This is a genomic window from Sandaracinobacter neustonicus (genome assembly GCF_006385875.1).
GTDB lineage: Bacteria > Pseudomonadota > Alphaproteobacteria > Sphingomonadales > Sphingomonadaceae > Sandaracinobacteroides > Sandaracinobacteroides neustonicus.
The window spans coordinates 21,930-44,116 of record NZ_VFSU01000009.1; the positions used below are offsets into that span (position 1 = coordinate 21,930).

A 22,187-nucleotide genomic window follows, 5' to 3' on the forward strand; every position below is an offset into this window, starting at 1 on the left:
GAGCCGTCACTCGATGATGACGAGCGGCTGGTCATACTCGACCGGCTGTTCGTTGGCGATCAGGATCGCCTTCACCGTGCCGGCCTTGGGCGCGGTGATGGGGTTCATCACCTTCATCGCTTCCACGATCAGCAGGGTTTCGCCTTCCTTCACCGCCTTGCCGACGGTGATATAATCGGCAGCGCCGGGTTCCGGGGCGAGATAGGCGGTGCCCACCATCGGCGATTTCACCGCGCCGGGGTGCTCGGCGGCCGGTGCTGCTGCGGCAGGAGCCGCGGCGACCGGGGCAGCGGCCACCGGCGCGGCGGCAACGGCCACCGGGGCGGCGCTTCCGCGCGCCACGCGAATGGCGCGTTCGCCATCATGCACTTCGATTTCCGTCAGGTTGGTTTCGTCGAGCAGGCTGGCGAGCTGTTTCACCAGTTCGATTTCGACGCGCATCTTGTCACCGGGTTCGGCGCCCTTGGAAGCAGCCATTCGTTGTCCCTTAGATTTCTGGAATATGGTTAGCGCCCTTGCCGTATTGTTGCGGCCTAGTCCAGTCGCATCGCGGCGGCAGCATCCAGCGCCAGTGCATAGCCCTGTGCGCCGAAGCCCTGGATCACGCCCGCCGCCACAGGGGATATGTGGCTGACATGGCGGAAGGATTCGCGCGCGGCGGGGTTGGAAAGATGCACCTCGATCACCGGCACACTGATGGATTTGATGGCGTCCCTCAGCGCAACCGACGTGTGGGTGTAGGCGCCCGCATTCAGGATCACGGCGATGGCCTGCTTCGCGCCCGCCTCGTGCAGCCAGTCGATCAGATGGCCTTCATGGTTGGACTGGCGCAGATCGATCATGATCCCCAGCCTGTCGCCCTGATCGGTCAGCATCTGCGCGATATCGTCCAGCGTCGTCGCGCCGTAAACCTCAGGCTCCCGCGTGCCCAGCAGGTTCAGGTTGGGGCCATTCAGCACCATCACGAGGTTCGACAAGATGCTGCCTTTCGGTTGAGCCTGCGCATGAGGGCTTTATAGAGGCGCACATGAAAATCACCATCCGCTTGAATGGGGAGCCGCGCGAACTGGCGGCAGGCAGCAGCGTGGCGGCGCTTGTCGCCTCTCTGGACCTCACGAAAGGCCGGGTCGCGGTGGAGCGCAACCGCGAGATCGTGCCGATGAGCGCATGGGACGAAGCCGCTTTGGCAGACGGAGACGAGGTGGAAATCGTGCATTTCGTGGGTGGTGGGCAAGACGACAGCTGGACGGTCGCCGGGCGGACGTTCAACTCGCGGCTGATCGTGGGGACGGGGAAATATAAGGATTACGCCCAAAACGCCGCCGCCGCTGAAGCCTCCGGCGCGGAGATCGTGACGGTCGCGGTGCGCCGGGTGAATCTGACGGACAAATCCCAGCCGCTGCTGACGGATTATGTGAAGCCCGACCGTTTCACTTACCTGCCCAACACGGCGGGCTGCTTCACCGCGGACGACGCGTTGCGCACATTGCGACTGGCGCGCGAAGCGGGCGGCTGGACGCTGGTGAAGCTGGAGGTGTTGGCAGACCAGAAGACCCTGTTCCCCGATGTGATCGAAACCATCCGCGCCACGGAAGTTCTGGTGAAGGAAGGGTTCGACGTGATGGTCTATACCTCCGACGATCCCGTGGTCGCGCGGCGGTTGGAGGATGCGGGCGCGGCGGCGATCATGCCGCTGGGCGCGCCGATCGGATCGGGGCTGGGCATCCAGAACCGGGTGAACATCCGGCTGATCGTGGAGCAATGCAAAGTCCCCGTGCTGGTGGACGCAGGCGTGGGCACCGCCAGCGACGCGGCCATCGCCATGGAACTGGGCTGCGACGGCGTGCTGATGAACACCGCCATCGCCGAAGCCAAAGACCCGGTGCGCATGGCCCGTGCGATGAAGGCGGCGGTGGAAGCAGGGCGCGATGCCTATCTGGCCGGGCGGATGCCGGTCAGGCGCTATGCGGATCCGTCCAGCCCGCTGGCGGGGTTGATCTGACGTCAGGGGATTTTTCCGAGACGGGCATGCGGCTGTTGAAGGCTGTGCTGAACCCATCCGCTTGCGATCAACTGATCTCGCTTTTTTCCAACCTTCCGCAGCATGACGCGGGGGTCCGCATCTCAGGGTTGGAGGGGCTGGACGCCTTTGTTGGCCGGAACGGACCGATAGGTTCGATTGCAGCCAGCCACCTTGGCCCTGAATGCAGGGCTGTGCGCGCGGTTCTGTTCGACAAGAGCGCTGAGACCAACTGGGCACTGGGTTGGCATCAGGATCGGACGATATGTGTCCGTGAGCGCAGGGACGTGCCCGGTTTCGGGCCCTGGACGATCAAGAGCGGGCTATTGCATGTGGCACCGCCATTCGCTCTGCTTGCAGGAATGCTGACCCTGCGCGTGCATCTGGATGATGTGCCGTCTGACAACGCGCCCTTGCTCGTCGCGCCCGGTTCGCATCGATACGGGCGCGTGCCTGTCGCTGACATCGAGGCCGTTGTCCGTAAGTGCGGGGTGCAGGCGTGCATAGCGAAAGCCGGGGATGTGTGGCTGTACGCAACGCCAATTCTGCATGCGTCGGAAGCAGCAGTCTCTCCTGCCCGCCGACGTGTTCTGCAATTGGACTATGCTGCGGAAAAGCTGCCTGACGGGCTGGAATGGGCTGGCATCTGACGAGGTGGATTGAAGTGGCGGGGGTGGACAGTGGTCCGTTGGCCGGGTTGATCCACCAACCTCCACGTAACCACAACCGTCACCCCGGACTTGATCCGGGGTCCAGCTTTTCACCCGCGACGTTGGAGAAGAACAAGCTGGACCCCGGATCAAGTCCGGGGTGACGTGTGGAGAGGTTGGTGGGGCACGCTCCAAAGCGCCGCAGGCAACAACCCCCAACCTCGCGGCCAGCGGACAGCCCCCACCCCAACCCCTCCCCTGCAGGGGAGGGGCTAAGTAAAAAGTTCGGGGGTGCAGGGGAATCATTCCCTTGCCGGGGGAGTTTGAGGGGGCAGAGCCCCCTCAACTCTGACCTCGCCGCCGCCTAAACCCGCTCCGCCGCGCGGATCGCCGCCCGGCAGCCTGCGCGCACCAGTGCGGAGAGTAGGGGGTAGGCGGGGGCCTGTTCTGCGCCATGGGCGATGGCGCTGTCGCGGTGCTCGACTTCTTCCGCCTGGAATTTGGCGATCAGCGCTTCGAGGTCCGGGTCGTCGCCAGCCAGTGCGTCGCGCTGGGCCTGATAGTGGCGGTCGATTTCGGTTTCGACGGCTGCTGTGACGGCCATGGCGGCTTTGGGGCCGGCGAGGGCGGATGCGGCACCCAGCGCGAAACCGGCGACATGCCACAGCGGCATCAGCAGCGTGGGGCGCACGCCGCGTTCCGTCACCAGTTGCGCGAAGGCGTTCAGATGCACGTCTTCCTGCGCCTCCATCCGGGCGATTTCTCCCGAATAGGGGTGGCGGGTGCCCATCACTGCCAGCTGGCCCGCATAGATGCGTTTCGCGCCATATTCCCCGGCATGATCCACGCGGATCATCGCCCTGGTGTCGGGGGCAGGGTCTCCGGCGAGCCGGGTCATGCGGGTCTCCTCTGCGTGAAGATCAGGACGAAGGCCCCGCACAGCGCGGCACCTGCCGAGATCAGCGCGTTCCACCCTGCCATGGAAATGCCCAGCAGGCTCCATGGTATCTGGTCGCAGCGGACGAGCGGCGCGTTCATCAGCTTGTCCAGCATGTCTGCCGTGGACATGCCGGCGGAGACGGGCGCGGTGCAGGCGGTGACGCCCTGCCACCATTTCAGCTCGACACCGGCGTGGAACAGCCCCAGCCCGGCGGCGATGGCCATCGCCAGCACCGCCAGCCAGCCGATGGCGCGGTTTCCGCTGATCAGCGCAAGGCCCGCCACCGCCAGCACCGCCAGATGCGCATAGCGCTGCCAGTAACACATTTCGCATGGAGCCAGCCCGCCGATGAACTGGAAGGCCAGCGCCCCCAGCAGCAGCGAGCCGGACACCGCGATCAGCAGCCAAGCGGCCTGCCGCACCCCCTTCGTGCGCGTCATTTGTTCGACGAAGCCACCTGCGCCGGGGCGACCGGCTTCGCGCCAAGGCGGGAGACGAGCTTAACGGCATAATCCAGCTGGAAGTCGGTGATGCCCTGCTTTTTCAGCTCGTCGGCCGTCATGCGGAAGCGGGGATCGGGCTTGCCGTCATCCTCGATCAGCTTGTCGTCGGCCTTCTTCTCGGCGATCAGATGGTTCCTGAGGTCCGCTTCGCGCAGGCGCGGCCTGTCGATGCGGCTGCCGTCTGTCAGTTGCGGCACCTTGATGTCGGGATCAATCCCGGCCTCCTGCACGGATCGGCCGGAGGGCGTGTAATAACGCGCCGTCGTCAGCCGCAGCCCCGAATCGGCGCTCAGCGGGATCAGCGTCTGCACACTGCCCTTGCCGAAGGTGCGCTGGCCCAGCACGATGGCGCGCTTCTGATCCTGCAACGCCCCCGCGACGATTTCGGCGGCAGAGGCCGAGCCTTCGTCCACCAGCACGACGATGGGCTTGCCGCCCGTCAGATCGTCTGCGCGGGCATAGTAACGCTCGATATCGTCCTTCGTGCGGCCGCGCTGGCTGACGATCTCGCCGCGCTCAAGGAAGGCGTCCGTCACTTCGATGGCCTGATCCAGCAGCCCGCCGGGGTTGGAGCGCAGATCGATCACATAGCCCGCCACATCGGGGCCGATCTTCTTCGAAAGCTCCGTCACGGCCTGCCTTGTGGCTTCGCCCGTCTGCCGGTTGAAGCTGGCGATGCGGATCACGCCCACATTGCCCTTCGCCTCCCAGCGGACCGGGCGCACCTTGATCACTTCGCGGGTGAGATCGAAGGTCAGCGGCTTGGGCGCGCCAGGGCGCACCACCGTCAGCTTGATCTTGGTGCCGGGCGTGCCGCGCATCTTGTCCACCGCTTCGTTCAGGGTGGAGCCGTAGAGCAGCTGATCGTCGATATGGGTGATGAAGTCGCCGGACTTGATGCCCGCGCGCGCAGCCGGGGTGTCATCCGTGGGGGACACCACGCGCACCGCGCCCTCGTCGCTGGATACGGTGAGGCCGAGGCCGCCATATTCGCCGTCCGTCTGGCTGCGCATATTTTCGCTGTCGCGCGCGTCCAGATAGCTGCTGTGCGGATCGAGGCTGGCCAGCATGCCGTTAATCGCGCCTTCGATCAGCTTTTTATCATCCACCTGATCCACATAGGATTCGCGCACCTTCAGGAACACGTCCATCAGCGTGTCCAGCTCTCGCCAGGTTTCGTTGCCGCGCGCGGCGTTCACGGCGGTGGGCGCGGTGATCGCCAGCAGGGCGCCTGCTGTCCCGGCCAGAAACGTGTGCACAATCGGCTTCATCGACAGACCCTCTTGGGTTGATGCCCCGGCGCAACTCCCGCACCGGATTCACCCATAATTGCAATTTATGAGAGTGGCAGTTTGAACCTCCGCTGAAAAGAGGGGGGGGCATCATTCACGATGATAGGGGTGGCCCGTGAGGATGGAAAAGGCGCGATACAACTGTTCCGCCAGCATGGCGCGGGCCAGAAGATGCGGCCATGTGGCCGGGCCGAGCGCCAGCACAAGGTCTGCCGTGTCGCGGGTTTCCGCCTTGTGGCCGTCTGCCGGGCCAAGCAGGAAGCGCACGTCGCGCACGCCGCCGTCTCTCCACTGGCCCAGCCGCTGCGCAAAGGCCTCGCTGGAAAGCGCCTTGCCGCGTTCGTCCAGCACCACGGTGCGGCTGTTGGCGGGCGCGGGCGGGAAGGTGGCGCTCTCTGCCAGTTCGATCACGGACGCGCCCCACGGGATGCGCTTCAGATAGCGGTCGACAAGCTCCGATTCCGCGCCGCGCCCGGCCTTGCCATAGGCGAGTATGCTGAACTTCAGGGTTTAGCACCCTCGGCACGAACCGGCGCGCCGTCCGCGTCAAACGCCCACATCTTTTCCAGCCCGTAGAATTGCCGCACTTCGGGGCGGAACAAATGGACGATCACGTCATGCGCGTCGATCAGCACCCAGTCCGCGCTGGCCAGCCCTTCGATCTTCACATTGCGGTGCAACGATTGCTTCACTTCCGATTCGATGCGCTGCGCCAGCGCCGCCACCTGCCGGGTGGAGCGGCCGGAGGCGACCACCATATGATCGGCAATGGCGCTTTTCCCGGCCAGCGGGATGCTCACCACCTCTTCGGCCTGCCCGTCTTCCAGGCATTTCAGGATCAGCTTGTGGAGCGCGTCCACATTCTTTTCGGCGTCAGTCAATCTTCACTATCCTGTTGCAAGCGGAGGTCATCAGCCCAATCGGGGTCGGCACGGCGGATCGCAGTCGCAGACCGCTGATCAAGGCCAAGGTTCACGAGCGCCAGCCCGGGCAGATGCCAATTCCTCCATCCGGCGGGGTTCTGGTGACGCCAGCGGCGCAGCCAGCCCATGGCCGGGGCGAACTGGCTGCGCCCAACATAGGGCGAACGCGCCATCACCACAATCGGAACCTGCCGGGCAATCTGCCGCCATGCGGCCCAGCGGTGGAATTGCTGCAGATTGTCCGATCCCATCAGCCACAGGAATTTCACCTGCGGGTAACGCCGCTTCAGCGCTTCGATGGTGTCGATGGTCAGTTGCGTGCCCAGCTCCGCCTCGATCCCCGTCACGCGGATGCGCGGATGTCGCGCCGCCGCCTTGCCCGATGCGATTCGCAGGGCCAGCGGGGCCATCCCGGCCACCGGCTTCAGCGGATTCTGCGGGGACACCAGCCACCAGACCTCGTCCAGCCCCAGCCGCTCCAGCGCCGCCACACTCATCCGCCGGTGGCCGCCATGCGCCGGATTGAACGATCCGCCCAGCAGGCCGACTGTGAAGCCTTTCTTCAAACCGGCCTCACCTGCCCACTTCCCGTCACGACAGTCTTGTAGCTGGTGAGGCCCTCCAGCGCGACGGGGCCGCGCGCATGCAGGCGGCCGGTGGCGATGCCGATTTCCGCGCCGAAGCCGAATTCGCCGCCGTCGGCGAATTGCGTGGAGGCGTTCCACAGCAGGATCGCCGAATCGACCGCCGCCAGAAAGCGCTGCGCAACGGCTTCATCGGCGCTCACGATGGCGTCTGTATGGTGGCTGCCGTGCGCCTCGATATGGGCAATCGCCCCTTCCACGCCATCCACCTGTGCCACGGCGCAGATGGCGTCCAGATATTCGGTGTCCCAATCCTCTGGCACGGCCGGTTTCAGCCGCGCGTCCAGCGGCAGCAGGGCCGCCTCGGCCCGGCATTCGCACCCCGCATCCAGCAGCGCAGCCAGCAGGGCGGGGGTTTGCGGATAGGCGCGGTCGATCAGCAGGGTTTCCATCGCCCCGCAGACGCCGGTGCGGCGCAGCTTGGCGTTCAGCACAACCGCCCGGGCCATCTCCGGGTTGGCCGCGCCATCCACATAGACATGGTTGTTCCCGTCCAGATGCGCCAGCACGGGCACCCGCGCTTCGGCCTGCACGCGCGCGACGAGGCTTTTGCCGCCGCGCGGGATGATCACGTCGATCAGCCCCGCCGCGCCAAGCATTGCCCCCACCATGGCGCGATCCGTGGTGGGCACCAGCTGGATCGCATCCGCCGGAAGCCCGGCGGCGGCCAGCCCGGCCGCCAGACAGCGGTGCAGCGCACGGTTGCTCTCCGCCGCTTCCGATCCGCCGCGCAGGATGCAGGCATTGCCCGCCATCAGGCACAGCACACCCGCGTCCGCCGTGACGTTGGGGCGGCTTTCGAAAATGATGCCGATCACCCCCAGCGGCACCCGCACCCGGCGGAATTGCAGCCCGTTGGGCTGCCGCCATTCGCGGATGGTTTCGCCCACCGGATCGGGCAGGGCGGCCACCTGCGCCACGGCGTCAGCGATACCCTCGACGCGCGCCGGGGTCAGCAGAAGCCTGTCCTGCATGGCGGGGCTGAGGCCATCGGCTGCGGCCATGTCGCGGGCATTGGCGGCCAGAATGTCGGCGGCGTTGGCGCGGATCGCGGCGGCCATCGCCTGCACCGCCGCAGCCTTCACGGCGGTGGGTGCAGCCGCGACCAGCCGTGCAGCGGCGCCCGCCCGCGCGCCCATGTCTGCCATCAGCAGGTCCGGCGTCAGTCCCATGTTCACAGCATCACCATCTGGTCCCGGTGGATCATCGCACTGCGCGGAGCATAGCCCAGAATCTCGCGCAGGGCCTCCCGGCTTTTGCCCGCGATGGCGCGGGCGTCGGCCGCGTCATAACCCACCAGCCCGCGCGCCAGCAGCTTGCCCGCTTCATCCAGAACGTCCACCGCGTCGCCCCGGCGGAACTGCCCCTCGATGCCGATCACGCCCGCCGCCAGCAGGCTTTTGCCGCCCTTCAGCGCGCGCACCGCGCCGGCATCCAGCGTCAGCCGGCCTTCCACCTGCATCCGCCCGGCCAGCCACGCCTTGCGTGACGTCATCGGGTCCGGCGCTTCGAAAATGGTGCCATGGCCGGTTTCGATGAACTGCTTCAGCGGATGCGCCGGCGCGCCCGCGACGATGGCGACGGGAATTCCGGCAGCATGGGCGATGCGCGCCGCTTCCACCTTGGCCACCATTCCGCCGGAGCCCATGCCCGAGGAGGAGGCCCGGCTGGCCATATGCGCCACCGCCGAGATGTCGGAGACGGTGGGGATCAGCTCGGCCGCCGGATCTTCCGCCGGATTGGCGGTGTAAAGCCCGTCGATATCGGACAGCAGCACCAGCGCATCCGCCCGCGCCGCCTGCGCCGCGCGGGCGGCCAGCCGATCATTGTCGCCAAAGCGGATTTCCTCGGTGGCGACCGAATCATTCTCGTTCAGGATCGGCACCACCCCAAGGCTCAGCAAGCGGCTGAGCGTGGCCGAGGCGTTCAGGAAGCGCCGCCGGTCCTCGAAATCGCCCAGCGTCACCAGCATCTGCGCCGCGACGATGCCATGCTTGCCCAGCAGTTCCGCCCACAGCCCGGCGAGGATGATCTGCCCGGTGGCGGCGGCGGCCTGCGCATCCTCAAGGCTGGCCCGCCCGCCCTTCGCCAGCTTCAGCCGCCGGGAGCCCAGCGCAATCGCCCCGGACGATACCAGAATCACCTGCTGCCCGCCCGCATGGGCAGCGGCGATATCGGCCACCAGCGTTTCCAGCCACGCCCGCCGCACCTCGCCGGATTTCTCCACAAGCAACGCCGACCCCACTTTCAGGGTGAGGCGTGGGGCGCGGGCAAATGGCAAGGTGCGGGCGTTTGACACGGCGGATGGCCCTACAGGCCGCCCGCGCGGAAGGCGAGTGTGAAAGATTAGAGGCCGCCGGGGAGGCCGCCTCGACAGGCGGCGTGCCGAACGATAACGTGAGGCCATGTTCAGGCGTTTTCTGTTCGCGTCCGCGTCGCTGGTGCTGCTGGCTGGTTGCAGCGGTGGTGGCGGTTCAACCCCGGCCCCCACGCCGACGCCCGCGCCCACCAATCAGCCGCCACGGATCACGTCGGCGGCCAGCGTGTCCGTGCTGGAGAATGAGGCGCTGTCGTATCAACTGACGGCCTCTGATCCTGAAGGAAGTGCGCTGACCCAGTCATTGGGGGGGGAGGATGCCGCGCGCTTCCTGCTTTCCGGTTCGGGGCAGCTAACCTTTCGCGAGTTGCCCGATTTCGAGGCTCCGCTCGATTCAAATCGCGATAATATCTACAACATTCGCCTGACCGTGAGTGATGGTACATCAAGCACGAATCTTGATCTGGCCGTGACGGTGGTGGATCAGGCTGATACGATCCAGCTGACCCGGGTTGCCTCTGGTTTTTCGGATATCACGGCAGTTTCGCCGGCGCCGCCGTTCGGCGATCTTCTGATCGGGCAGAAAGCGGGGCAGGTCTATCATCTGAATGGCGGAAACGGTGCGAAATCGCTTCTGTTCACCGTGGATGAGATCGCCACCGATGGCGAACGCGGGCTTCGCGGGATTGCAGCCGCCGGCGACTATGTGAGTCAGGGGCAGTTTTTCGTCTCTTACATCCATCGCAGCGGGCAGCTCTGGGTTCGTCGCTATCAGCCCGACGGCCTTGGCGGCTATGTTGGTTGGTCCACTCCAACGGTCGCCGTACCGCTGGAAGGGAGCCGCAACCTCGGCGGCTCGATCACTTATGGCGAAATGAGCTATCTTTACGTGTTTGTCGGCGATGGTGAACGCGCTTCCAACGCGCAGGATCTGCACAATCGCAGCGGCAAGATCCTCAGGCTGGCGAAGAACCCGGATCCCTATGCCGGTGTCACGCCGGTGTACTTCATCGCGGCACCCGGGAATCCCTATAACGGCAGCAATGGCGACCCCTATGTGATCGCCAGCGGCTTACGAAATCCATCGGGCGCGTTCCTGTCTGATCTCGCCGACGGCTCCATGGTTTTCGCTGATCAGGGCAGTGGAACGTCGGACGAAATCAATATCCTGCGAATTACACAGGACATCGCAGGCAATTTCGGCTGGCCGTATCTGGAAGGCTCGACCGTGATTGCGAGTGGCGGGCCGTCTGGCAGCATCGGGCCAGTGGCGGAGTTGCAACGTGCGGCATCGGGCAGATCGATTCAGGGAATCGTCGGAGGATCCATTTATACCGGCACGCAGGCGAGCCTGCGGGATCATTATCTGTTCGCGGATCCGGTGGGTGGCGGTGTCTGGTCAGTCCCCAAGTCACGCTTGGTCGTGGGCGAATCGCTCAAGCTTGATCGCATCCAGCATCGTGCCGCCGATCTGAAGCCGGATGTTGGGACAGTGGGGCGGATCGTTGCGATCACCCGAAGCGCCTCGGGCGTGTTGTTTCTGGCTGATTCCGCCGGGCAGGTCTTCCGCATCGAACCTTAAAGCGGCGACCAGCCGCCTTCGGTGGTTTTCGCCTCGTTGCGCGGCCACAGTTCGTCCGCCAGTGCGTTCAGCACGCCCTCCATGCCCTCGCCCGTCATGGAGGAGGCGAGGAGGGGCGGGACGCCGGTGCGGCGTTCGATCGCGCGGGAGACGGCGGCGATCTTCTGCGGGGTGGCCGTGTCGATCTTGGAGAGCACCACGATCTCGGGCTTCTCTTCCAGCCCCGCGCCATAGGCTTCCAGTTCGCCACGCACGATATCATAGCCCGCCGTGGGGGCTTCGCCGCCGGCATCCACCAGATGCAGCAGCACGCGGCAGCGTTCCACATGGCCCAGGAAGCGATCGCCGATCCCGGCGCCGTCGGCCGCGCCTTCGATCAGGCCGGGGATGTCCGCCATCACGAATTCGCGGCTTTTGTGCGACACCACGCCCAGCTGCGGCTTCAGCGTGGTGAAGGCATAGGCCCCCACCTTGGCGCTGGCGTTCGTCACCGCGTTCAGGAAGCTGGATTTGCCCGCGTTGGGCAGCCCCACCAGCCCCACGTCGGCCAGCAGCTTCAGCCGCAGCCACACGCTGATCTCCTGCCCCGGGAAGCCCTTCTGGAACTGGCGCGGCGCGCGGTTGGTGCTGCTTTTATAGTTGGCGTTGCCGCGCCCGCCATCGCCGCCGCGCAACAGCATCACCTTCTGCCCCACGTCCGTCAGGTCAGCGAGAAGGGTGCGCTCCTCGTCATCCGCCAGCACCTGTGTGCCCACCGGCACCGGGATCAGCAGCGTTTCGCCATTGGCACCGTGCCGGTCAGATCCCATACCGCCTTGCCCGCGCTGGGCGCGGAAATGCTGAGTGTAGCGGAAGTCGATCAGCGTGTTCAGCCCGGCGACGGCTTCGAAGATGATGTCTCCGCCCTTGCCGCCGTTGCCGCCGTTCGGGCCGCCATATTCCACGAATTTCTCGCGCCGGAAGCTGACGCAGCCATCCCCGCCCCAGCCGGACTTCAAATGGATCTTGGCCTGATCGAGGAACATCATGGGAAGGGGTATCCGGGGGTCTGTTGTGGGGGTGGATCGGCTGAACGGCAGAGAAACAAGGCAGCAATGCGCCATTCAGCGAATCAGGTCCAGTCAGCGGCGGTGCGCACCGATTGGCGACGCGCACATGCAAAGGACCTTGAATATGCTGAAGCAATCGATTGTTGCCGCAGCTCTGACCTTCGCTCTTGCCAGCGGCGCTTATGCCGCGACAAGTGCCCCCAAGGAACCAGCAAAAGCCTCGCAGCACCAGAAAAAGGAAGCTGCGAAGCATGAAAAGGCTGCGGTCGCGCCGAAATAAGGCAGACCAGAGCCGAAACGAGAAGGCCGGAGCGGAAGCTCCGGCCTTTCTTGTTTCAGAAACCCGTCGCCGGGGTCTGAATGGGCCGGGCCGCCAAAGCGGCCCGTTCACTTGGTCTTACTCGGCGGCTTCAGCCACGCGGACGGAGACATATTTCCGACCCTGCTTGCCGTCGTGGAATTCCACCCGACCGTCTGCCGTGGCGAACAGGGTGTGGTCGCGGCCAAGGCCCACGTTCACGCCCGGCCACACGCGGGTGCCGCGCTGACGGATGATGATGTTGCCGGCGATGGCTTCCTGACCGCCGAACAGCTTCACGCCCAGACGCTTTGCGTTCGAGTCGCGGCCGTTGCGCGACGAGCCGCCTGCCTTCTTATGTGCCATTTCAGGGGCTCCTTAAGCGATCGAGAGAATCTTCAGCACCGTCTGGTGCTGGCGATGGCCGTTCTTGCGGCGATAATTGTGGCGGCGCTTCTTCTTGAAGATCGTCACCTTGTCGCCCCGGTTGTGGGCGACGATTTCGGCGGTGACCTTGGCCTTGCCGGCGTCCTTCAGCGCGCCGCCGTCAGAGACGAGCAGCACATCAAGGCTCACCTGGCTGCCGGCATCGCCGTCCAGCTTTTCGACCGTGATCTGGTCATCGGCGGCAACCCGATATTGCTTGCCACCCGTGCGCACCACCGCGAACATCTCGAAATCCTCATCATCAAGACAGCAAAGGCGGCAGGCCCCTGCCGGAACAGGGGTGCCGCGAAAGCCGGTGCCTTTATGGATCGACTCGCCGATTGTCAACCAACCAGAGACACTGGCAGCCGCTCAAGCAAGCCGGACACGCCATCAAAATGCGCTTTGTGTTGGCCGCGCGCAAGACTATCTCGCAAGATCAGAGAGGGGCGACAATCCCAAGGTGAAGGCTGAAAATCCTATGAAAACCTATCTGCTGGCGGGCCCGGCGCTTCTGGCCGCTATCTCGCCGATCCCTGCGGCTGCGCAGGTGAAGGACGCCCCTGCCGCCGTGATCGCGGTGGATACGCCATCTGCGAACCTGCAGCGCCTGTTCCTGCAGAGCGACGAGGAGAATCTGAAGCGCAACCCGCTGAACGCGCTGTTCCGCGGTGACACGCGCTATGCCGACCAGTTCGGCGACTATATCTCCGACGCGTATCTCGCGGCCGAGAAGGCGGCGGCGGAAGCCGATCTGAAGGCGCTGGCCGCCATCGACCGTTCGAAGCTGAGCGCGGACGAGCAGATCAGCTATGACGTGTTCAAATGGCAGCGGGACTCGCAGCTGAAGGGCTATGATCCCGCGATCCTGAACGTCTCGAAGCTGCTGCCGATCGACCATTTCAACGGCATCCACCAGTTCGTGCCCGATATCTTTTCGGGCACCTCCATCGCCCAGTTCAAAACGGTGAAGGATTATGAGGACAATCTGAAGCGGCTGGACGGCTTTGCCGTGGCGCTGGATGCCGTGCTGGGCCGGATGAAGCAGGGCGTGGCCGCAGGCGTGGTGCAGCCCAAGCTGGTGACGGAACGGGTGTTGGATCAGCTGAACCGCCATGTGGATAGCGGCGTGGACGCCATGCCGCTGATGATGCCGGTGCAGAAATTCCCCGAAGGCATTTCAGCGGCCGATCAGGCCCGGCTGAAAGAGGCTTACACGGTGAAGGTGCGCGACGTGATCCTGCCGCGCTACAAGGCGCTGCGCGATTACACCCGCGACGTGTATCTGCCTGCCAGCCGCGGCAATGACCGCCCCGGTCTTGTCTCCATGCCGGGCGGGCCGGACCTGTATCGCTACCTCGTTTCCACCCACACCACCACGAACATGACGCCGGACGAAATCCACAACCTCGGCCTCTCCGAAGTGAAGCGCATTCACGGCGAGATGGAAAAGGTGATGAAAGAGGTGGGCTTCAAGGGCACGCTGGCTGAGTTCTTCGTCTACATCAAGGAAGATCCGAAGTTCAAACCGGCCAGCCGCGAAGCGCTGACGCAGGGCTATTACGACATCGGCAAGCGGGTGGAGGTGGCGCTGCCGAAGCTGTTCCGCACCGTGCCGAAGACACCGCTGGAAATCCGCCCCTATCCGCCCTTCCTTGAAAAGGATTCGGCTGGCGGCTCCTATATGCCCGGCCCGCCGGACGGGTCGCGGCCCGGCATCTTCTATTTCAACGCCTATGATCTGCCGAGCCGCACCACGCCGGGGATGGAGACGCTGTATCTCCACGAAGGCAAGCCGGGGCACCATTTCCAGATCGCGCTGGCGCTGGAGAATGACAAGCTGCCCAGCTTCCAGCGCTTTGGCGGCAACACCGCCTTTGCCGAAGGCTGGGGCCTCTATGCCGAAAGCCTTGGCAAGGAACTGGGCATGTTCACCGATCCGTATCAATATTACGGACGGCTGGACGACGAGATGCTGCGCGCCATGCGGCTGGTGGTGGACACCGGCCTGCACGACAAGGGCTGGAGCCGCCAGCAGGCGATCGATTATATGCTCGCCAACTCGTCGCAAGGCCCCACGGATGTGGTGAACGAAGTGGATCGCTATGTGGCGATGCCGGGGCAGGCGCTGGCCTATAAGGTGGGCGATCTGCGCATTCAGGCCGCGCGCAAGCGGGCGGAAAAGGCGCTGGGCAAGAATTTCGACATCCGCGCCTTCCACGAACAGGTGCTGATGACGGGCGCGCTGCCGCTGGAAGTGCTGGACGCGAAGATCGACCGCTGGATCGCCAGCGGCGGCAAGAGCTGAGGGGTTTGCCTCAGTTTCGGCCGACGATGGTGACGGGTTCGCGCGCCAGCTGATCGAAACGGGCGATGATGTCGGCCATGTCGGCATCGTCGCCCGGGCCGTCCAGTATCTGCAGCACGATCCTGTCGGATATCCGGTCGAACAGCAGCCACCAGCCCGCCTTGCCGACGGGTATCACCGCCGGTTCCAGCTTCAGCATGGCACCATTATCCCCCAGCGGCACGCGGTAGACATTCGCCCCCTTTTCCGCAGGGCCTCGATAGAGGGTGATCGGAAGCTGCCCGATCTGCGTCGCTCCGGCTGTGCACCAGTCTGTCGTGTCGGTCTCTTTCCCCACACTGGACAGCATGGCGACTGCGCCCAGAGTGAGCTGCATCCGCTGCTGGGATGAGACTTGCTCGGCCTTGGGCGTGCGGGCGAATTCCAGCGGCTCGCAGGCCGGGATCGGCCGAAGATCCGGCGCGATCAGGCTGCGCCCTTCGGGCAGGGCGATGCTGTTGAACAGGGCGAGCGCTTCCGCCCGCGCCTCTGCGGCGGGCGGACGGCTGGAAAGGCGCAGCTTCAGGTTCCAACCATTGTCCAGCCGACCCATCATCAGCACGTCGGCTGCGTGCTTGTTGTCAAAACTCGCAAGCATGGCGGGGCCGCGCGCCGCAGCCACCGCCTCCACCTGTTGGGCTGCCCCTCCGCCCTCACTCTGCAGGCGCCTGCGAACTATGTTCAGCGCGCTATTCCACTGCAGCCGCGCGGCGTTGTCGATCGGCTGATAAAGATAGAGGGTGAGATGCTCGTCGCCGCGCTGGTAACGGGCCACTGCATCGAAGCCCTGCGCATCCAGGAGGCGCGTCTCGATCAGGCGGAAGCCCCGGATTTCCTTGGGCAGGGCGATCCCCGCCCGGCCCAGCCTGACCTGCTCGCCACTCTCCACCCAGCCAGTCGGCCCTTCGGGTTTTTCAGTCTGGATGGTGGCGGCCTGCCCCAGCGCGGGCTGGCCGATCGCCGCCCCCGCAAGCAGCAGCCCCGCGATCGCGACCCATGAACGCATACATCTGGCTCCCCAAGAGGCAGGAATCGGCCTCTTGGGGGCAGGTTAGATGCAGCCCATCCGGCGTCAAGCACAGACGGCCGGGCCATCCGGCCCGGCCGTCGCAGGTTCCGACCCTGCGGCTTGCCCTTACGCTTCGACCACGGCGCTGCGGCGGCGGCGCGCGGCGGCACCCACCAGCCCGAAGCCCGCGATCAGCATCGCCCATGTGGCGGGCTCCGGCACGGCGCCGGATTGCGTCGGGGTCTTGTCAAAGCCGAGGAAATCGCCCGATTCCGAGGTGAAGCTGCCGTTTGGCGCGCTGATGGAGAGCCGCGCCGTGTTCATCGAGTTCATCTCGATGAAGCCGCCATAGATGCCGGGGTTCAGCAGCAGGTTGAAGGCGACATAGACTTCATAATAGGCACCGTTCGTCAGGAACAGATCATTGCCCAGCAGCACGTTGAAATCCTGCTGGAAATCCAGCCCATAATCGCCCCAAGTCTCGGTATAGGATTCATTGTAGAGTGCGGTGCCCTTCTGGCTGCCGTGGGTCGTCCAGTCGCCCCATGTCGCGCCGGTCCCGGCTTCATAGACGGCGAAATGCGCCTGGATGCCGATGTAGCGGCTGTCATAATATTCCGAGCCGAGATCATATTGGAAGCTGCTGATCAGGCCATCGAAGTTGGTGTAGAAGCTGACGGATTCCGTCTCGCTGCCCCAATAGCGGAGGGTATCGCCGTAAATGCCGGTGGCGATCAGATAGTTGCTCTGCGGCCCATTGGACGAGACATAGGTTTTGATCTCGCCTGCGCCCATGTTCACCGAGGCGCTGAGGCTGGTGTAGCCGTCGTTGAAGCTGTGCGTCTTGGCGGTGAGGTTGTTCAGCGAAAGCCCGTCCACCATTTCGCCTTGCCCATATTGCAGCACCGGACGGATGAAGAAGGCGGCTTCGGCGGTTGTTGCGCTCGCCAGCGTGACGGTGGCGGCGAGCGCCATGGCGGTGATGCGTGTGTGTCGAATCATGTGATCTGCTCCTGTTCGATCATGTAGGGGCCTGCCCCGTGCAGCCCCTCAACTGCTCAAGCGGGGCGAGCGGGGAAAACGGGTCAAAAAATGGATGGTTAACGGCTCAACTGATCAGGCCCAGTGGAGACAGCCGTTTCGCAGCCGCGCGCGCGCCCGCCACATCGCCTTTTTACAGCAGCGGCAGAATCACCCGCGCCTGCTTCTGCAACAGCATTTCGAAGCCGTCGCGCGGGGGCGCTTTCAGGCTGCGCTGCAACAGCGCCTTGGCGCGGGGCGCATTGTCTGCCGACAACGACAGCAGGTTCAGCGCGTAGAAGTGCGGCACCATCGGGTCTGCGCCGGGCAGGGTGATCGCCTTTTCATACAGGCGGATGGCCTCGGATTCCTTTGCCCCCAGCGCCGCGCCCGCCACGAAGCCACCCAGCGTCGCCACCGATTCCCCGTGCCAGCCGGCCAGCGCGGCGTTGGCCAGCGGGTTCTCCGGGTTGCGTGCCAATATCGCCTCGAAATTGCGCCGCGCCTGCTTGGCGAGCGCGGGGGCGGAATCCAGCTTGGCGCGATAGCCGATCACCACCGCCTTTTGCAGCAGCGCATCGAATTCGCCCGGAGACTTGGCCAGCGCCGAATCGAAATCGGCCTGCGCCAGCTTCAGCAACTCGCGCGCGACGGCCTTGTCGGTGGCTTGCAGCGTGGCGCGCGCGGCGGTGGCCCGCCCCGCCAGCAGGTAACCCTGCGTGGTGCCCAGCGCCCGGCCCGCGGCTGCGGCCTCGCGATAGTCGCCCGCCATGAACAGCTCATCCGGGCTGGCCGGTGCGGCGACAACAGGCGTCGCCAGCAGCAACAGCAGCGCGGCGCGCAGCTTCATGCGGGCACTTCCCCCAGCGCTTCGCCGATCAGGCGGCGGCTGTTTTCCACACCATAGAGCGCGAAGAATGTGCCCATGCGCGGCCCCTGCGACGATCCCAGAAGGATTTCATACAGCGCCTGAAACCAGCTGCGAAGTGGCTCAAAACCATAACGCTTGCCGATTTCATACACTTCGAACTGGATCGCTTCCGCGTCTGCCTCCGCATGGCCCTGCAGCCAGACTTCCAGCTCCACCAGCGCCTCGCGTTCGCGGGCATCCGGGGCGCGCCGCTTCAGCGTGGGGGCCACATGATCGGCGTGGAAGGCGATGGCCGCGTCGATCAGCGCCTTAAGCCGCGGGTCCGCTTCCGGCTCGCACTGCGGGGCGTAGCGCTTCAGATAGGCCCCCAGCATCGCCGCATCCGTCGCGCCGGAGACGGCGACAAGGTTCAGCAGCAGCGCGAACGGCACCGGCGGCGCATAGGCGGGCGGCGGGCCGCCGTGCACATGGAAGGCGGGGTTGCCCAGCTGCTCCTTCGCGCTCTGGTGCGGGAAGGCGGCGACGAACTGGAAATAGTCGTCCATCGCCTTGGGGATCACCCCCAGATACAGCTTCTTTGCCGCGCGGGGCTGCTGGAACATGTAAAAGGCGAGGCTTTCCGGCGGGGCATAGCGCAGCCATTCCTCGATCGTCAGGCCATTGCCCTTCGTCTTGGAAATCTTCGCGCCCTCGCCATCGAGGAACAGCTCGTAATTGAAGCCTTCCGGCGGCTTCGCGCCCAATATTCGGGTGATCTGGCTGGAGAGCTTCACCGAATCGATCAGATCCTTGCCCGCCATCTCGTAATCGACGCCCAGCGCCACCCAGCGCATCGCCCAATCCACCTTCCATTGCAGCTTGCAATGGCCGCCGGTGACGGGAACGGTGATGGTCTCGCCCGTATCCGGGTCGGCATAGGAAATGGTCCCCGCCGCTTCATCGCGCGCGGTGATCGGCACTTGCAGCACCTTGCCGGTGGTGGGCGAAACCGGAAGGAAAGGCGAATAGGTCGCCTGCCGTTCGGCCCCCAGCGTGGGCAGCATCACGGCCATGATCTTCTCGTAATTCGCCAGCACCTTCAGCAGCGTGGCGTCGAACCGGCCGGACTTGTAGCAATCCGTAGAACTGAGGAATTCATATTCGAAGCCGAAACTGTCCAAGAAGGCGCGCAGCCGGGCGTTGTTGTGCGCGCCGAAGCTGCTGTGCGTGCCGAACGGATCGGGCACCACCGTCAAGGGCAGGTCCAGCGCGGCCTTCAGCAATTCCTGATTGGGCAGGTGCGGCGGCACCTTGCGCATGCCGTCCATATCGTCGCTGAAGGCGATCAGCCGGGTGGGCACGCCGGGGCACAGCAACTGGAAGGCGCGCCGCACCATGGTGGTGCGCACCACTTCGCCAAAGGTGCCGATATGCGGCAGACCGGAGGGGCCATAGCCGGTTTCGAAAATCACCCCTTCAGCCGGGAAGCCGTTCGGATAGCGGGCGATCAGTTTTCGCGCTTCCTCGAACGGCCAGGCCTTGCTCACCTGCGCTTCGTCGCGCAGGGCTTGCAAATCTTGGGGCGAAAGGCTGTCGAGTCCGGTGAACATGGTCGCCCCTTCGCTTTATCCTGCGCTTGTTGCAAGCCATGCCGGTGTCTGGCGGGCCGATGCGGGCGGCCGTGTGGAGGCGGTTTCGCGGGCCGAAGCTGTGCGGCGGCTGGCGGATACGCCGCATCTTCTGCTGAACGCGCCGCAGGTGGCGGCGCGGCTGGGGCTGCCGGAAGTCTCCGGGCTGGACCTGCTGGAGCTCTGGGCCTTTGCCTCTCCGGCGATGTTCCTCGTGCCTTCCGCGCGCGGGCTGGCGGACGCGCTGGGGCTGGAACTGCCCACGCGGGAGGCGGACGAGGCCGCTTTCCTGCAAACGGCGGCCGCCGCCCTGCTGGATCGGCTGGCGGACAGGCAGTGGCCGCATCGCGCGGGCGCGGCGGACAGCCTCTACCGCTTGCAGCGCAAGGGCTGGCTGTGGGCGGAACCTGTCAGCGCGGCGATGGGAACCAGCCCGGCGGCGGCCTCCATCTTCGATGCGCTGCCGGAATGGCAGGATGCGCCGCCGCGCCTGCCGCCACTGGTGCGCCGCCATTCCGACGAGCAGCTGCTGGCCCAGCTGGCGCAACTGGCGGGCAGCCGCCGCGAACCGCGCGAGGGGCAGAAGGCCTATACGCTGGCCGCGGCCCACGCCTTCCAGCCGCGTGACAGCCGCGACGGCCCCAATCTGGTGGTGGCGGAAGCAGGCACCGGCATCGGCAAGACCTTGGGCTACCTCGCGCCTGCCAGCCTGCACGCGGCGGAAACCGGGGAGCAGGTTTGGCTCTCCACCTTCACCCGCGCGTTGCAGCGGCAGTTGAAGGCGGAAACCCGGCGCAGCCTGCCCGGCATGCTGGCGGCCGGGCAGATCGTGGTGCGCAAGGGGCGGGAAAATTACCTGTGCCTGCTGAACCTTGAAGATGCGATGCAGGGCAGCTTCGCCGGGCGGCAGGGGGTGTTCGCCGAACTGGTGGCGCGGTGGGCCAGATTTACCGCCGATGGCGACATGGTGGGCGGCGATTTGCCCGGCTGGCTGCCCGGCCTGTTCCGGCGCGGCGCTGCGCTGCCCGCGCTGACGGATCGGCGCGGCGAGTGCATCCGCTCCGCCTGCCCGCATTACCGGCGCTGCTTCATCGAACGCTCCGTGCGGGAGGGGCAGAAGGCCGGCCTCGTGATCGCCAACCATGCGCTGGTGATGGCCAATGCCGTGCGTGCGCGCGCTGAGGGGCAGGGGCTGACGCGGCTGGTGTTCGATGAAGGCCATCATCTGCATTCCGCGGCCGACAGCGCCTTCGCGGTCGTGCTCTCCGGCGGGGAGGCGATCGAGCTGCGCCGCTGGCTGCTGGGGCCGGATCGGCCCGGCCGCCGTTCCGGCCGTCGCCGGGGGCTTTCCGCGCGGCTGATGGACGTGACCAGCTATGATGGCGAGGGGGGCACCGCGCTGGAGGAAGTGCTGCACCTCGCCACCGAATTGCCCGGCGCGGACTGGCTGAGCCGCATCGGCGCAGGCGAACCCGAAGGCCCCATCGAAACGCTGATCGCCGCCGTCCGCACCCATGTCCTCACCCGCGCCAGCGACGAGGAGCGGGGCTTCAGCCTTGAAACCGGCATCGCCAGCCTCGCGCCCGGCCTGCCCGAAGCGGTGGATGGCGCGGCGGCCTGCTTCTCGCGCATGGCGCGCGCCATGCTGACGCTGAAAGCGCGGCTGTCGGCGCTGGCGGAGGAGCGGCCCGAATGGCTGGATCAATCCGGCATCGCCCGCCTCTCCGCCGCTGCCGAAGGGCTGCAACTGCGGCTGGACCTGCTGGGGGCGTGGCAGCGGCTGCTGGCCCGAGTGTCGGGCGAACCGGAGGCCGATTTCGTCGACTGGTTCGCGCTGATCCGCGCGGAGGGGCGGGAGATTGATTGCGGCATCTGGCGGCACTGGCTGGACCCGCTGAAACCGCTGGCAGGCGCGGTGCTGGCCCCGGCGCATGGCGTGCTTGTCACCTCCGCGACGCTGGGCGATCCGCCGGAAGCGGCGGCAGGGGCGGCGCATCTGTCCGTCAGCCCGCACATCTTCCGTGTGGCGAGCCCGTTCGATTATGCCGCACAGGCGCGCGTGTTCATCGTGACGGACGTGGAGCGTGGCAACACCGCCAGCCTCGCCCACGCCTATCATGCGCTGATCGAGGCGGCGGGCGGCGGCACGCTGGGGCTGTTCACCGCCATCGCCCGGCTGCGCGCGGTGCATGCGCGGCTGGCGGACCGCATGGCGCGCGCGGGGCTGCCGCTGCTGGCGCAGCATGTGGATGCCGTGGATACCGGCACGCTGGTGGACCTGTTCCGCGCCGACCGCCGCGCCACCCTGTTCGGCACCGATGCCCTGCGGGATGGCGTGGATGTGCCCGGCGAATCGCTGCGGCTGATCGTGTTCGAAGGGGTGCCATGGTCCCGCCCGACCATCCTCAACGCGGCGCGGCGGGCGGCGTTCGGCGGGTCTGCCTATGAGGAGATGGCGGTTCGCCACCGCTTGGCGCAGGCGTTCGGGCGGCTGATCCGTTCGGCGGAGGACAAGGGCGCGTTCGTGCTGCTGGGGGCCTCCACCCCCAGCCGCTTGCTGTCGGCCTTCCCGCCGGACGTGCAGGTGTCCCGCGTGCCGCTGGCGGATGCGGCTGCCGCTATCCGCGACTTCCTGAACGAGGGCGCCCCTACGGGGATTGTGCCGTCGGAGCGGCAGCTTTAGGACAAG

The 22,187-nt window shown here is 65.8% G+C and carries 23 protein-coding genes; 6 read left to right on the forward strand and 17 right to left on the reverse strand.

What is annotated here, in order from left to right; all coding sequences use genetic code 11:
- Window positions 1-6: 6 nt before the first annotated feature.
- Together accB and aroQ are read right to left on the reverse strand one after the other, a co-directional pair.
- Complete coding sequence (gene accB / locus FJQ54_RS00945; protein WP_140926445.1) at window positions 7-477, reverse strand: acetyl-CoA carboxylase biotin carboxyl carrier protein; 471 nt, start codon at window positions 475-477, stop codon at window positions 7-9.
- A 56-nt stretch (window positions 478-533) separates the two neighbouring features.
- Window positions 534-962 carry a type II 3-dehydroquinate dehydratase gene (gene aroQ / locus FJQ54_RS00950; RefSeq protein WP_181159933.1) on the reverse strand — a complete coding sequence of 143 codons (429 nt, stop codon included), beginning with the start codon at window positions 960-962 and terminating at the stop codon, window positions 534-536.
- 65 nt (window positions 963-1,027) lie between these two features.
- On the opposite strand from aroQ, the gene thiS reads away from it, so the two are divergent.
- On the forward strand, window positions 1,028-2,002 hold the full coding sequence (gene thiS, locus FJQ54_RS00955; RefSeq protein WP_140926447.1) for a sulfur carrier protein ThiS: 975 nt from the start codon (window positions 1,028-1,030) through the stop codon (window positions 2,000-2,002).
- A gap of 26 nt (window positions 2,003-2,028) precedes the next feature.
- Complete coding sequence (locus FJQ54_RS00960) at window positions 2,029-2,670, forward strand: phytanoyl-CoA dioxygenase family protein (protein ID WP_140926448.1); 642 nt, start codon at window positions 2,029-2,031, stop codon at window positions 2,668-2,670.
- A 364-nt stretch (window positions 2,671-3,034) separates the two neighbouring features.
- On the opposite strand, the gene FJQ54_RS00965 is transcribed toward FJQ54_RS00960, so the two are convergent.
- From FJQ54_RS00965 to proB, 8 genes are all read right to left on the reverse strand, one after another.
- Window positions 3,035-3,568: a demethoxyubiquinone hydroxylase family protein gene (locus tag FJQ54_RS00965; RefSeq protein WP_235890254.1), complete on the reverse strand. Its 534-nt coding sequence runs from the start codon at window positions 3,566-3,568 to the stop codon at window positions 3,035-3,037.
- Complete coding sequence (locus FJQ54_RS00970; protein WP_140926449.1) at window positions 3,565-4,050, reverse strand: disulfide bond formation protein B; 486 nt, start codon at window positions 4,048-4,050, stop codon at window positions 3,565-3,567. Before FJQ54_RS00970 ends, FJQ54_RS00965 begins: the two co-directional genes overlap by 4 nt.
- Window positions 4,047-5,384, reverse strand: a complete 1,338-nt coding sequence (locus FJQ54_RS00975) for a S41 family peptidase (protein ID WP_140926450.1) — start codon at window positions 5,382-5,384, stop codon at window positions 4,047-4,049. The genes FJQ54_RS00970 and FJQ54_RS00975 overlap by 4 nt, the downstream gene beginning before the upstream one ends.
- Window positions 5,385-5,495: 111 nt before the next feature.
- Window positions 5,496-5,912 carry a 23S rRNA (pseudouridine(1915)-N(3))-methyltransferase RlmH gene (locus tag FJQ54_RS00980; RefSeq protein WP_140926451.1) on the reverse strand — a complete coding sequence of 139 codons (417 nt, stop codon included), beginning with the start codon at window positions 5,910-5,912 and terminating at the stop codon, window positions 5,496-5,498.
- Entirely contained in the window at window positions 5,909-6,286 is a 378-nt protein-coding gene (gene rsfS / locus FJQ54_RS00985; RefSeq protein WP_140926452.1) for a ribosome silencing factor, read from the reverse strand. The genes FJQ54_RS00980 and rsfS overlap by 4 nt, the downstream gene beginning before the upstream one ends.
- A complete protein-coding gene (locus FJQ54_RS00990) occupies window positions 6,283-6,894 on the reverse strand; it encodes a nicotinate-nucleotide adenylyltransferase (protein WP_140926453.1) in 612 nt (203 codons plus the stop codon). Before FJQ54_RS00990 ends, rsfS begins: the two co-directional genes overlap by 4 nt.
- Window positions 6,891-8,144: a glutamate-5-semialdehyde dehydrogenase gene (locus FJQ54_RS00995; RefSeq protein WP_140926454.1), complete on the reverse strand. Its 1,254-nt coding sequence runs from the start codon at window positions 8,142-8,144 to the stop codon at window positions 6,891-6,893. The genes FJQ54_RS00990 and FJQ54_RS00995 overlap by 4 nt, the downstream gene beginning before the upstream one ends.
- Window positions 8,145-8,146: 2 nt before the next feature.
- Complete coding sequence (gene proB / locus FJQ54_RS01000; RefSeq protein ID WP_408006006.1) at window positions 8,147-9,223, reverse strand: glutamate 5-kinase; 1,077 nt, start codon at window positions 9,221-9,223, stop codon at window positions 8,147-8,149.
- A 154-nt stretch (window positions 9,224-9,377) separates the two neighbouring features.
- On the opposite strand from proB, the gene FJQ54_RS01005 reads away from it, so the two are divergent.
- Window positions 9,378-10,871, forward strand: a complete 1,494-nt coding sequence (locus FJQ54_RS01005; protein WP_140926456.1) for a PQQ-dependent sugar dehydrogenase — start codon at window positions 9,378-9,380, stop codon at window positions 10,869-10,871.
- Here FJQ54_RS01005 and obgE read toward each other — a convergent pair.
- On the reverse strand, window positions 10,868-11,899 hold the full coding sequence (gene obgE / locus FJQ54_RS01010) for a GTPase ObgE (protein ID WP_140926457.1): 1,032 nt from the start codon (window positions 11,897-11,899) through the stop codon (window positions 10,868-10,870). The two genes, FJQ54_RS01005 and obgE, sit on opposite strands and share 4 nt — an antisense overlap.
- Before the next feature lie 145 nt (window positions 11,900-12,044).
- Here obgE and FJQ54_RS17345 point away from each other — a divergent pair, with 145 nt between their 5' ends.
- Window positions 12,045-12,200, forward strand: a complete 156-nt coding sequence (locus FJQ54_RS17345) for a hypothetical protein (RefSeq protein ID WP_181159929.1) — start codon at window positions 12,045-12,047, stop codon at window positions 12,198-12,200.
- A gap of 117 nt (window positions 12,201-12,317) precedes the next feature.
- Here the strand turns inward: FJQ54_RS17345 and rpmA are convergent, their stop codons facing one another.
- Window positions 12,318-12,584: a 50S ribosomal protein L27 gene (gene rpmA / locus FJQ54_RS01015; RefSeq protein WP_140926458.1), complete on the reverse strand. Its 267-nt coding sequence runs from the start codon at window positions 12,582-12,584 to the stop codon at window positions 12,318-12,320.
- A gap of 12 nt (window positions 12,585-12,596) precedes the next feature.
- Window positions 12,597-12,890 (reverse strand): 50S ribosomal protein L21, encoded by a 294-nt coding sequence (gene rplU / locus FJQ54_RS01020; RefSeq protein ID WP_140926459.1) that lies wholly within the window; start codon window positions 12,888-12,890, stop codon window positions 12,597-12,599.
- A gap of 235 nt (window positions 12,891-13,125) precedes the next feature.
- Here rplU and FJQ54_RS01025 point away from each other — a divergent pair, with 235 nt between their 5' ends.
- The gene (locus tag FJQ54_RS01025; protein WP_140926460.1) at window positions 13,126-14,952 is read left to right on the forward strand and encodes a DUF885 domain-containing protein; all 1,827 of its coding nucleotides are present in this window, start codon (window positions 13,126-13,128) and stop codon (window positions 14,950-14,952) included.
- A 10-nt stretch (window positions 14,953-14,962) separates the two neighbouring features.
- Here the strand turns inward: FJQ54_RS01025 and FJQ54_RS01030 are convergent, their stop codons facing one another.
- The 4 genes from FJQ54_RS01030 to FJQ54_RS01045 all read right to left on the reverse strand — a co-directional run bounded on the left by FJQ54_RS01030 (window position 14,963) and on the right by FJQ54_RS01045 (window position 19,480).
- Window positions 14,963-15,997, reverse strand: coding sequence for a hypothetical protein (locus tag FJQ54_RS01030; RefSeq protein WP_140926461.1), 1,035 nt, complete (start codon window positions 15,995-15,997; stop codon window positions 14,963-14,965).
- Window positions 15,998-16,126: 129 nt separating this feature from the next.
- Window positions 16,127-17,002: a PEPxxWA-CTERM sorting domain-containing protein gene (locus FJQ54_RS17675; protein WP_235890256.1), complete on the reverse strand. Its 876-nt coding sequence runs from the start codon at window positions 17,000-17,002 to the stop codon at window positions 16,127-16,129.
- Between the two features lie 172 nt (window positions 17,003-17,174).
- Entirely contained in the window at window positions 17,175-17,870 is a 696-nt protein-coding gene (locus tag FJQ54_RS01040; RefSeq protein ID WP_140926462.1) for a tetratricopeptide repeat protein, read from the reverse strand.
- Entirely contained in the window at window positions 17,867-19,480 is a 1,614-nt protein-coding gene (locus FJQ54_RS01045; protein WP_140926463.1) for a lysine--tRNA ligase, read from the reverse strand. Before FJQ54_RS01045 ends, FJQ54_RS01040 begins: the two co-directional genes overlap by 4 nt.
- Here FJQ54_RS01045 and FJQ54_RS01050 point away from each other — a divergent pair.
- Entirely contained in the window at window positions 19,479-22,181 is a 2,703-nt protein-coding gene (locus FJQ54_RS01050; protein ID WP_140926476.1) for an ATP-dependent DNA helicase, read from the forward strand. The genes FJQ54_RS01045 and FJQ54_RS01050 overlap by 2 nt on opposite strands.
- Window positions 22,182-22,187 lie beyond the last annotated feature (6 nt).

Bases quoted from the DNA above. Each gene is read 5' to 3' on its own strand.
- FJQ54_RS01030 (WP_140926461.1), bottom strand. From the start codon at position 15,997: ATGCGTTCATGGGTCGCGATCGCGGGGCTGCTGCTTGCGGGGGCGGCG.
- FJQ54_RS01040 (WP_140926462.1), bottom strand. From the start codon at position 17,870: ATGAAGCTGCGCGCCGCGCTGCTGTTGCTGCTGGCGACGCCTGTTGTC.
- FJQ54_RS00995 (WP_140926454.1), bottom strand. From the start codon at position 8,144: ATGGGACTGACGCCGGACCTGCTGATGGCAGACATGGGCGCGCGGGCG.
- rplU (WP_140926459.1), bottom strand. From the start codon at position 12,890: ATGTTCGCGGTGGTGCGCACGGGTGGCAAGCAATATCGGGTTGCCGCC.
- FJQ54_RS17675 (WP_235890256.1), bottom strand. From the start codon at position 17,002: ATGATTCGACACACACGCATCACCGCCATGGCGCTCGCCGCCACCGTC.
- FJQ54_RS00965 (WP_235890254.1), bottom strand. From the start codon at position 3,568: ATGACCCGGCTCGCCGGAGACCCTGCCCCCGACACCAGGGCGATGATC.
- FJQ54_RS17345 (WP_181159929.1), top strand. From the start codon at position 12,045: ATGCTGAAGCAATCGATTGTTGCCGCAGCTCTGACCTTCGCTCTTGCC.
- FJQ54_RS00970 (WP_140926449.1), bottom strand. From the start codon at position 4,050: ATGACGCGCACGAAGGGGGTGCGGCAGGCCGCTTGGCTGCTGATCGCG.
- FJQ54_RS01045 (WP_140926463.1), bottom strand. From the start codon at position 19,480: ATGTTCACCGGACTCGACAGCCTTTCGCCCCAAGATTTGCAAGCCCTG.
- accB (WP_140926445.1), bottom strand. From the start codon at position 477: ATGGCTGCTTCCAAGGGCGCCGAACCCGGTGACAAGATGCGCGTCGAA.
- FJQ54_RS01025 (WP_140926460.1), top strand. From the start codon at position 13,126: ATGAAAACCTATCTGCTGGCGGGCCCGGCGCTTCTGGCCGCTATCTCG.
- obgE (WP_140926457.1), bottom strand. From the start codon at position 11,899: ATGATGTTCCTCGATCAGGCCAAGATCCATTTGAAGTCCGGCTGGGGC.
- FJQ54_RS01005 (WP_140926456.1), top strand. From the start codon at position 9,378: ATGTTCAGGCGTTTTCTGTTCGCGTCCGCGTCGCTGGTGCTGCTGGCT.
- aroQ (WP_181159933.1), bottom strand. From the start codon at position 962: ATGGTGCTGAATGGCCCCAACCTGAACCTGCTGGGCACGCGGGAGCCT.
- rpmA (WP_140926458.1), bottom strand. From the start codon at position 12,584: ATGGCACATAAGAAGGCAGGCGGCTCGTCGCGCAACGGCCGCGACTCG.
- FJQ54_RS01050 (WP_140926476.1), top strand. From the start codon at position 19,479: ATGGTCGCCCCTTCGCTTTATCCTGCGCTTGTTGCAAGCCATGCCGGT.
- thiS (WP_140926447.1), top strand. From the start codon at position 1,028: ATGAAAATCACCATCCGCTTGAATGGGGAGCCGCGCGAACTGGCGGCA.
- FJQ54_RS00960 (WP_140926448.1), top strand. From the start codon at position 2,029: ATGCGGCTGTTGAAGGCTGTGCTGAACCCATCCGCTTGCGATCAACTG.
- FJQ54_RS00975 (WP_140926450.1), bottom strand. From the start codon at position 5,384: ATGAAGCCGATTGTGCACACGTTTCTGGCCGGGACAGCAGGCGCCCTG.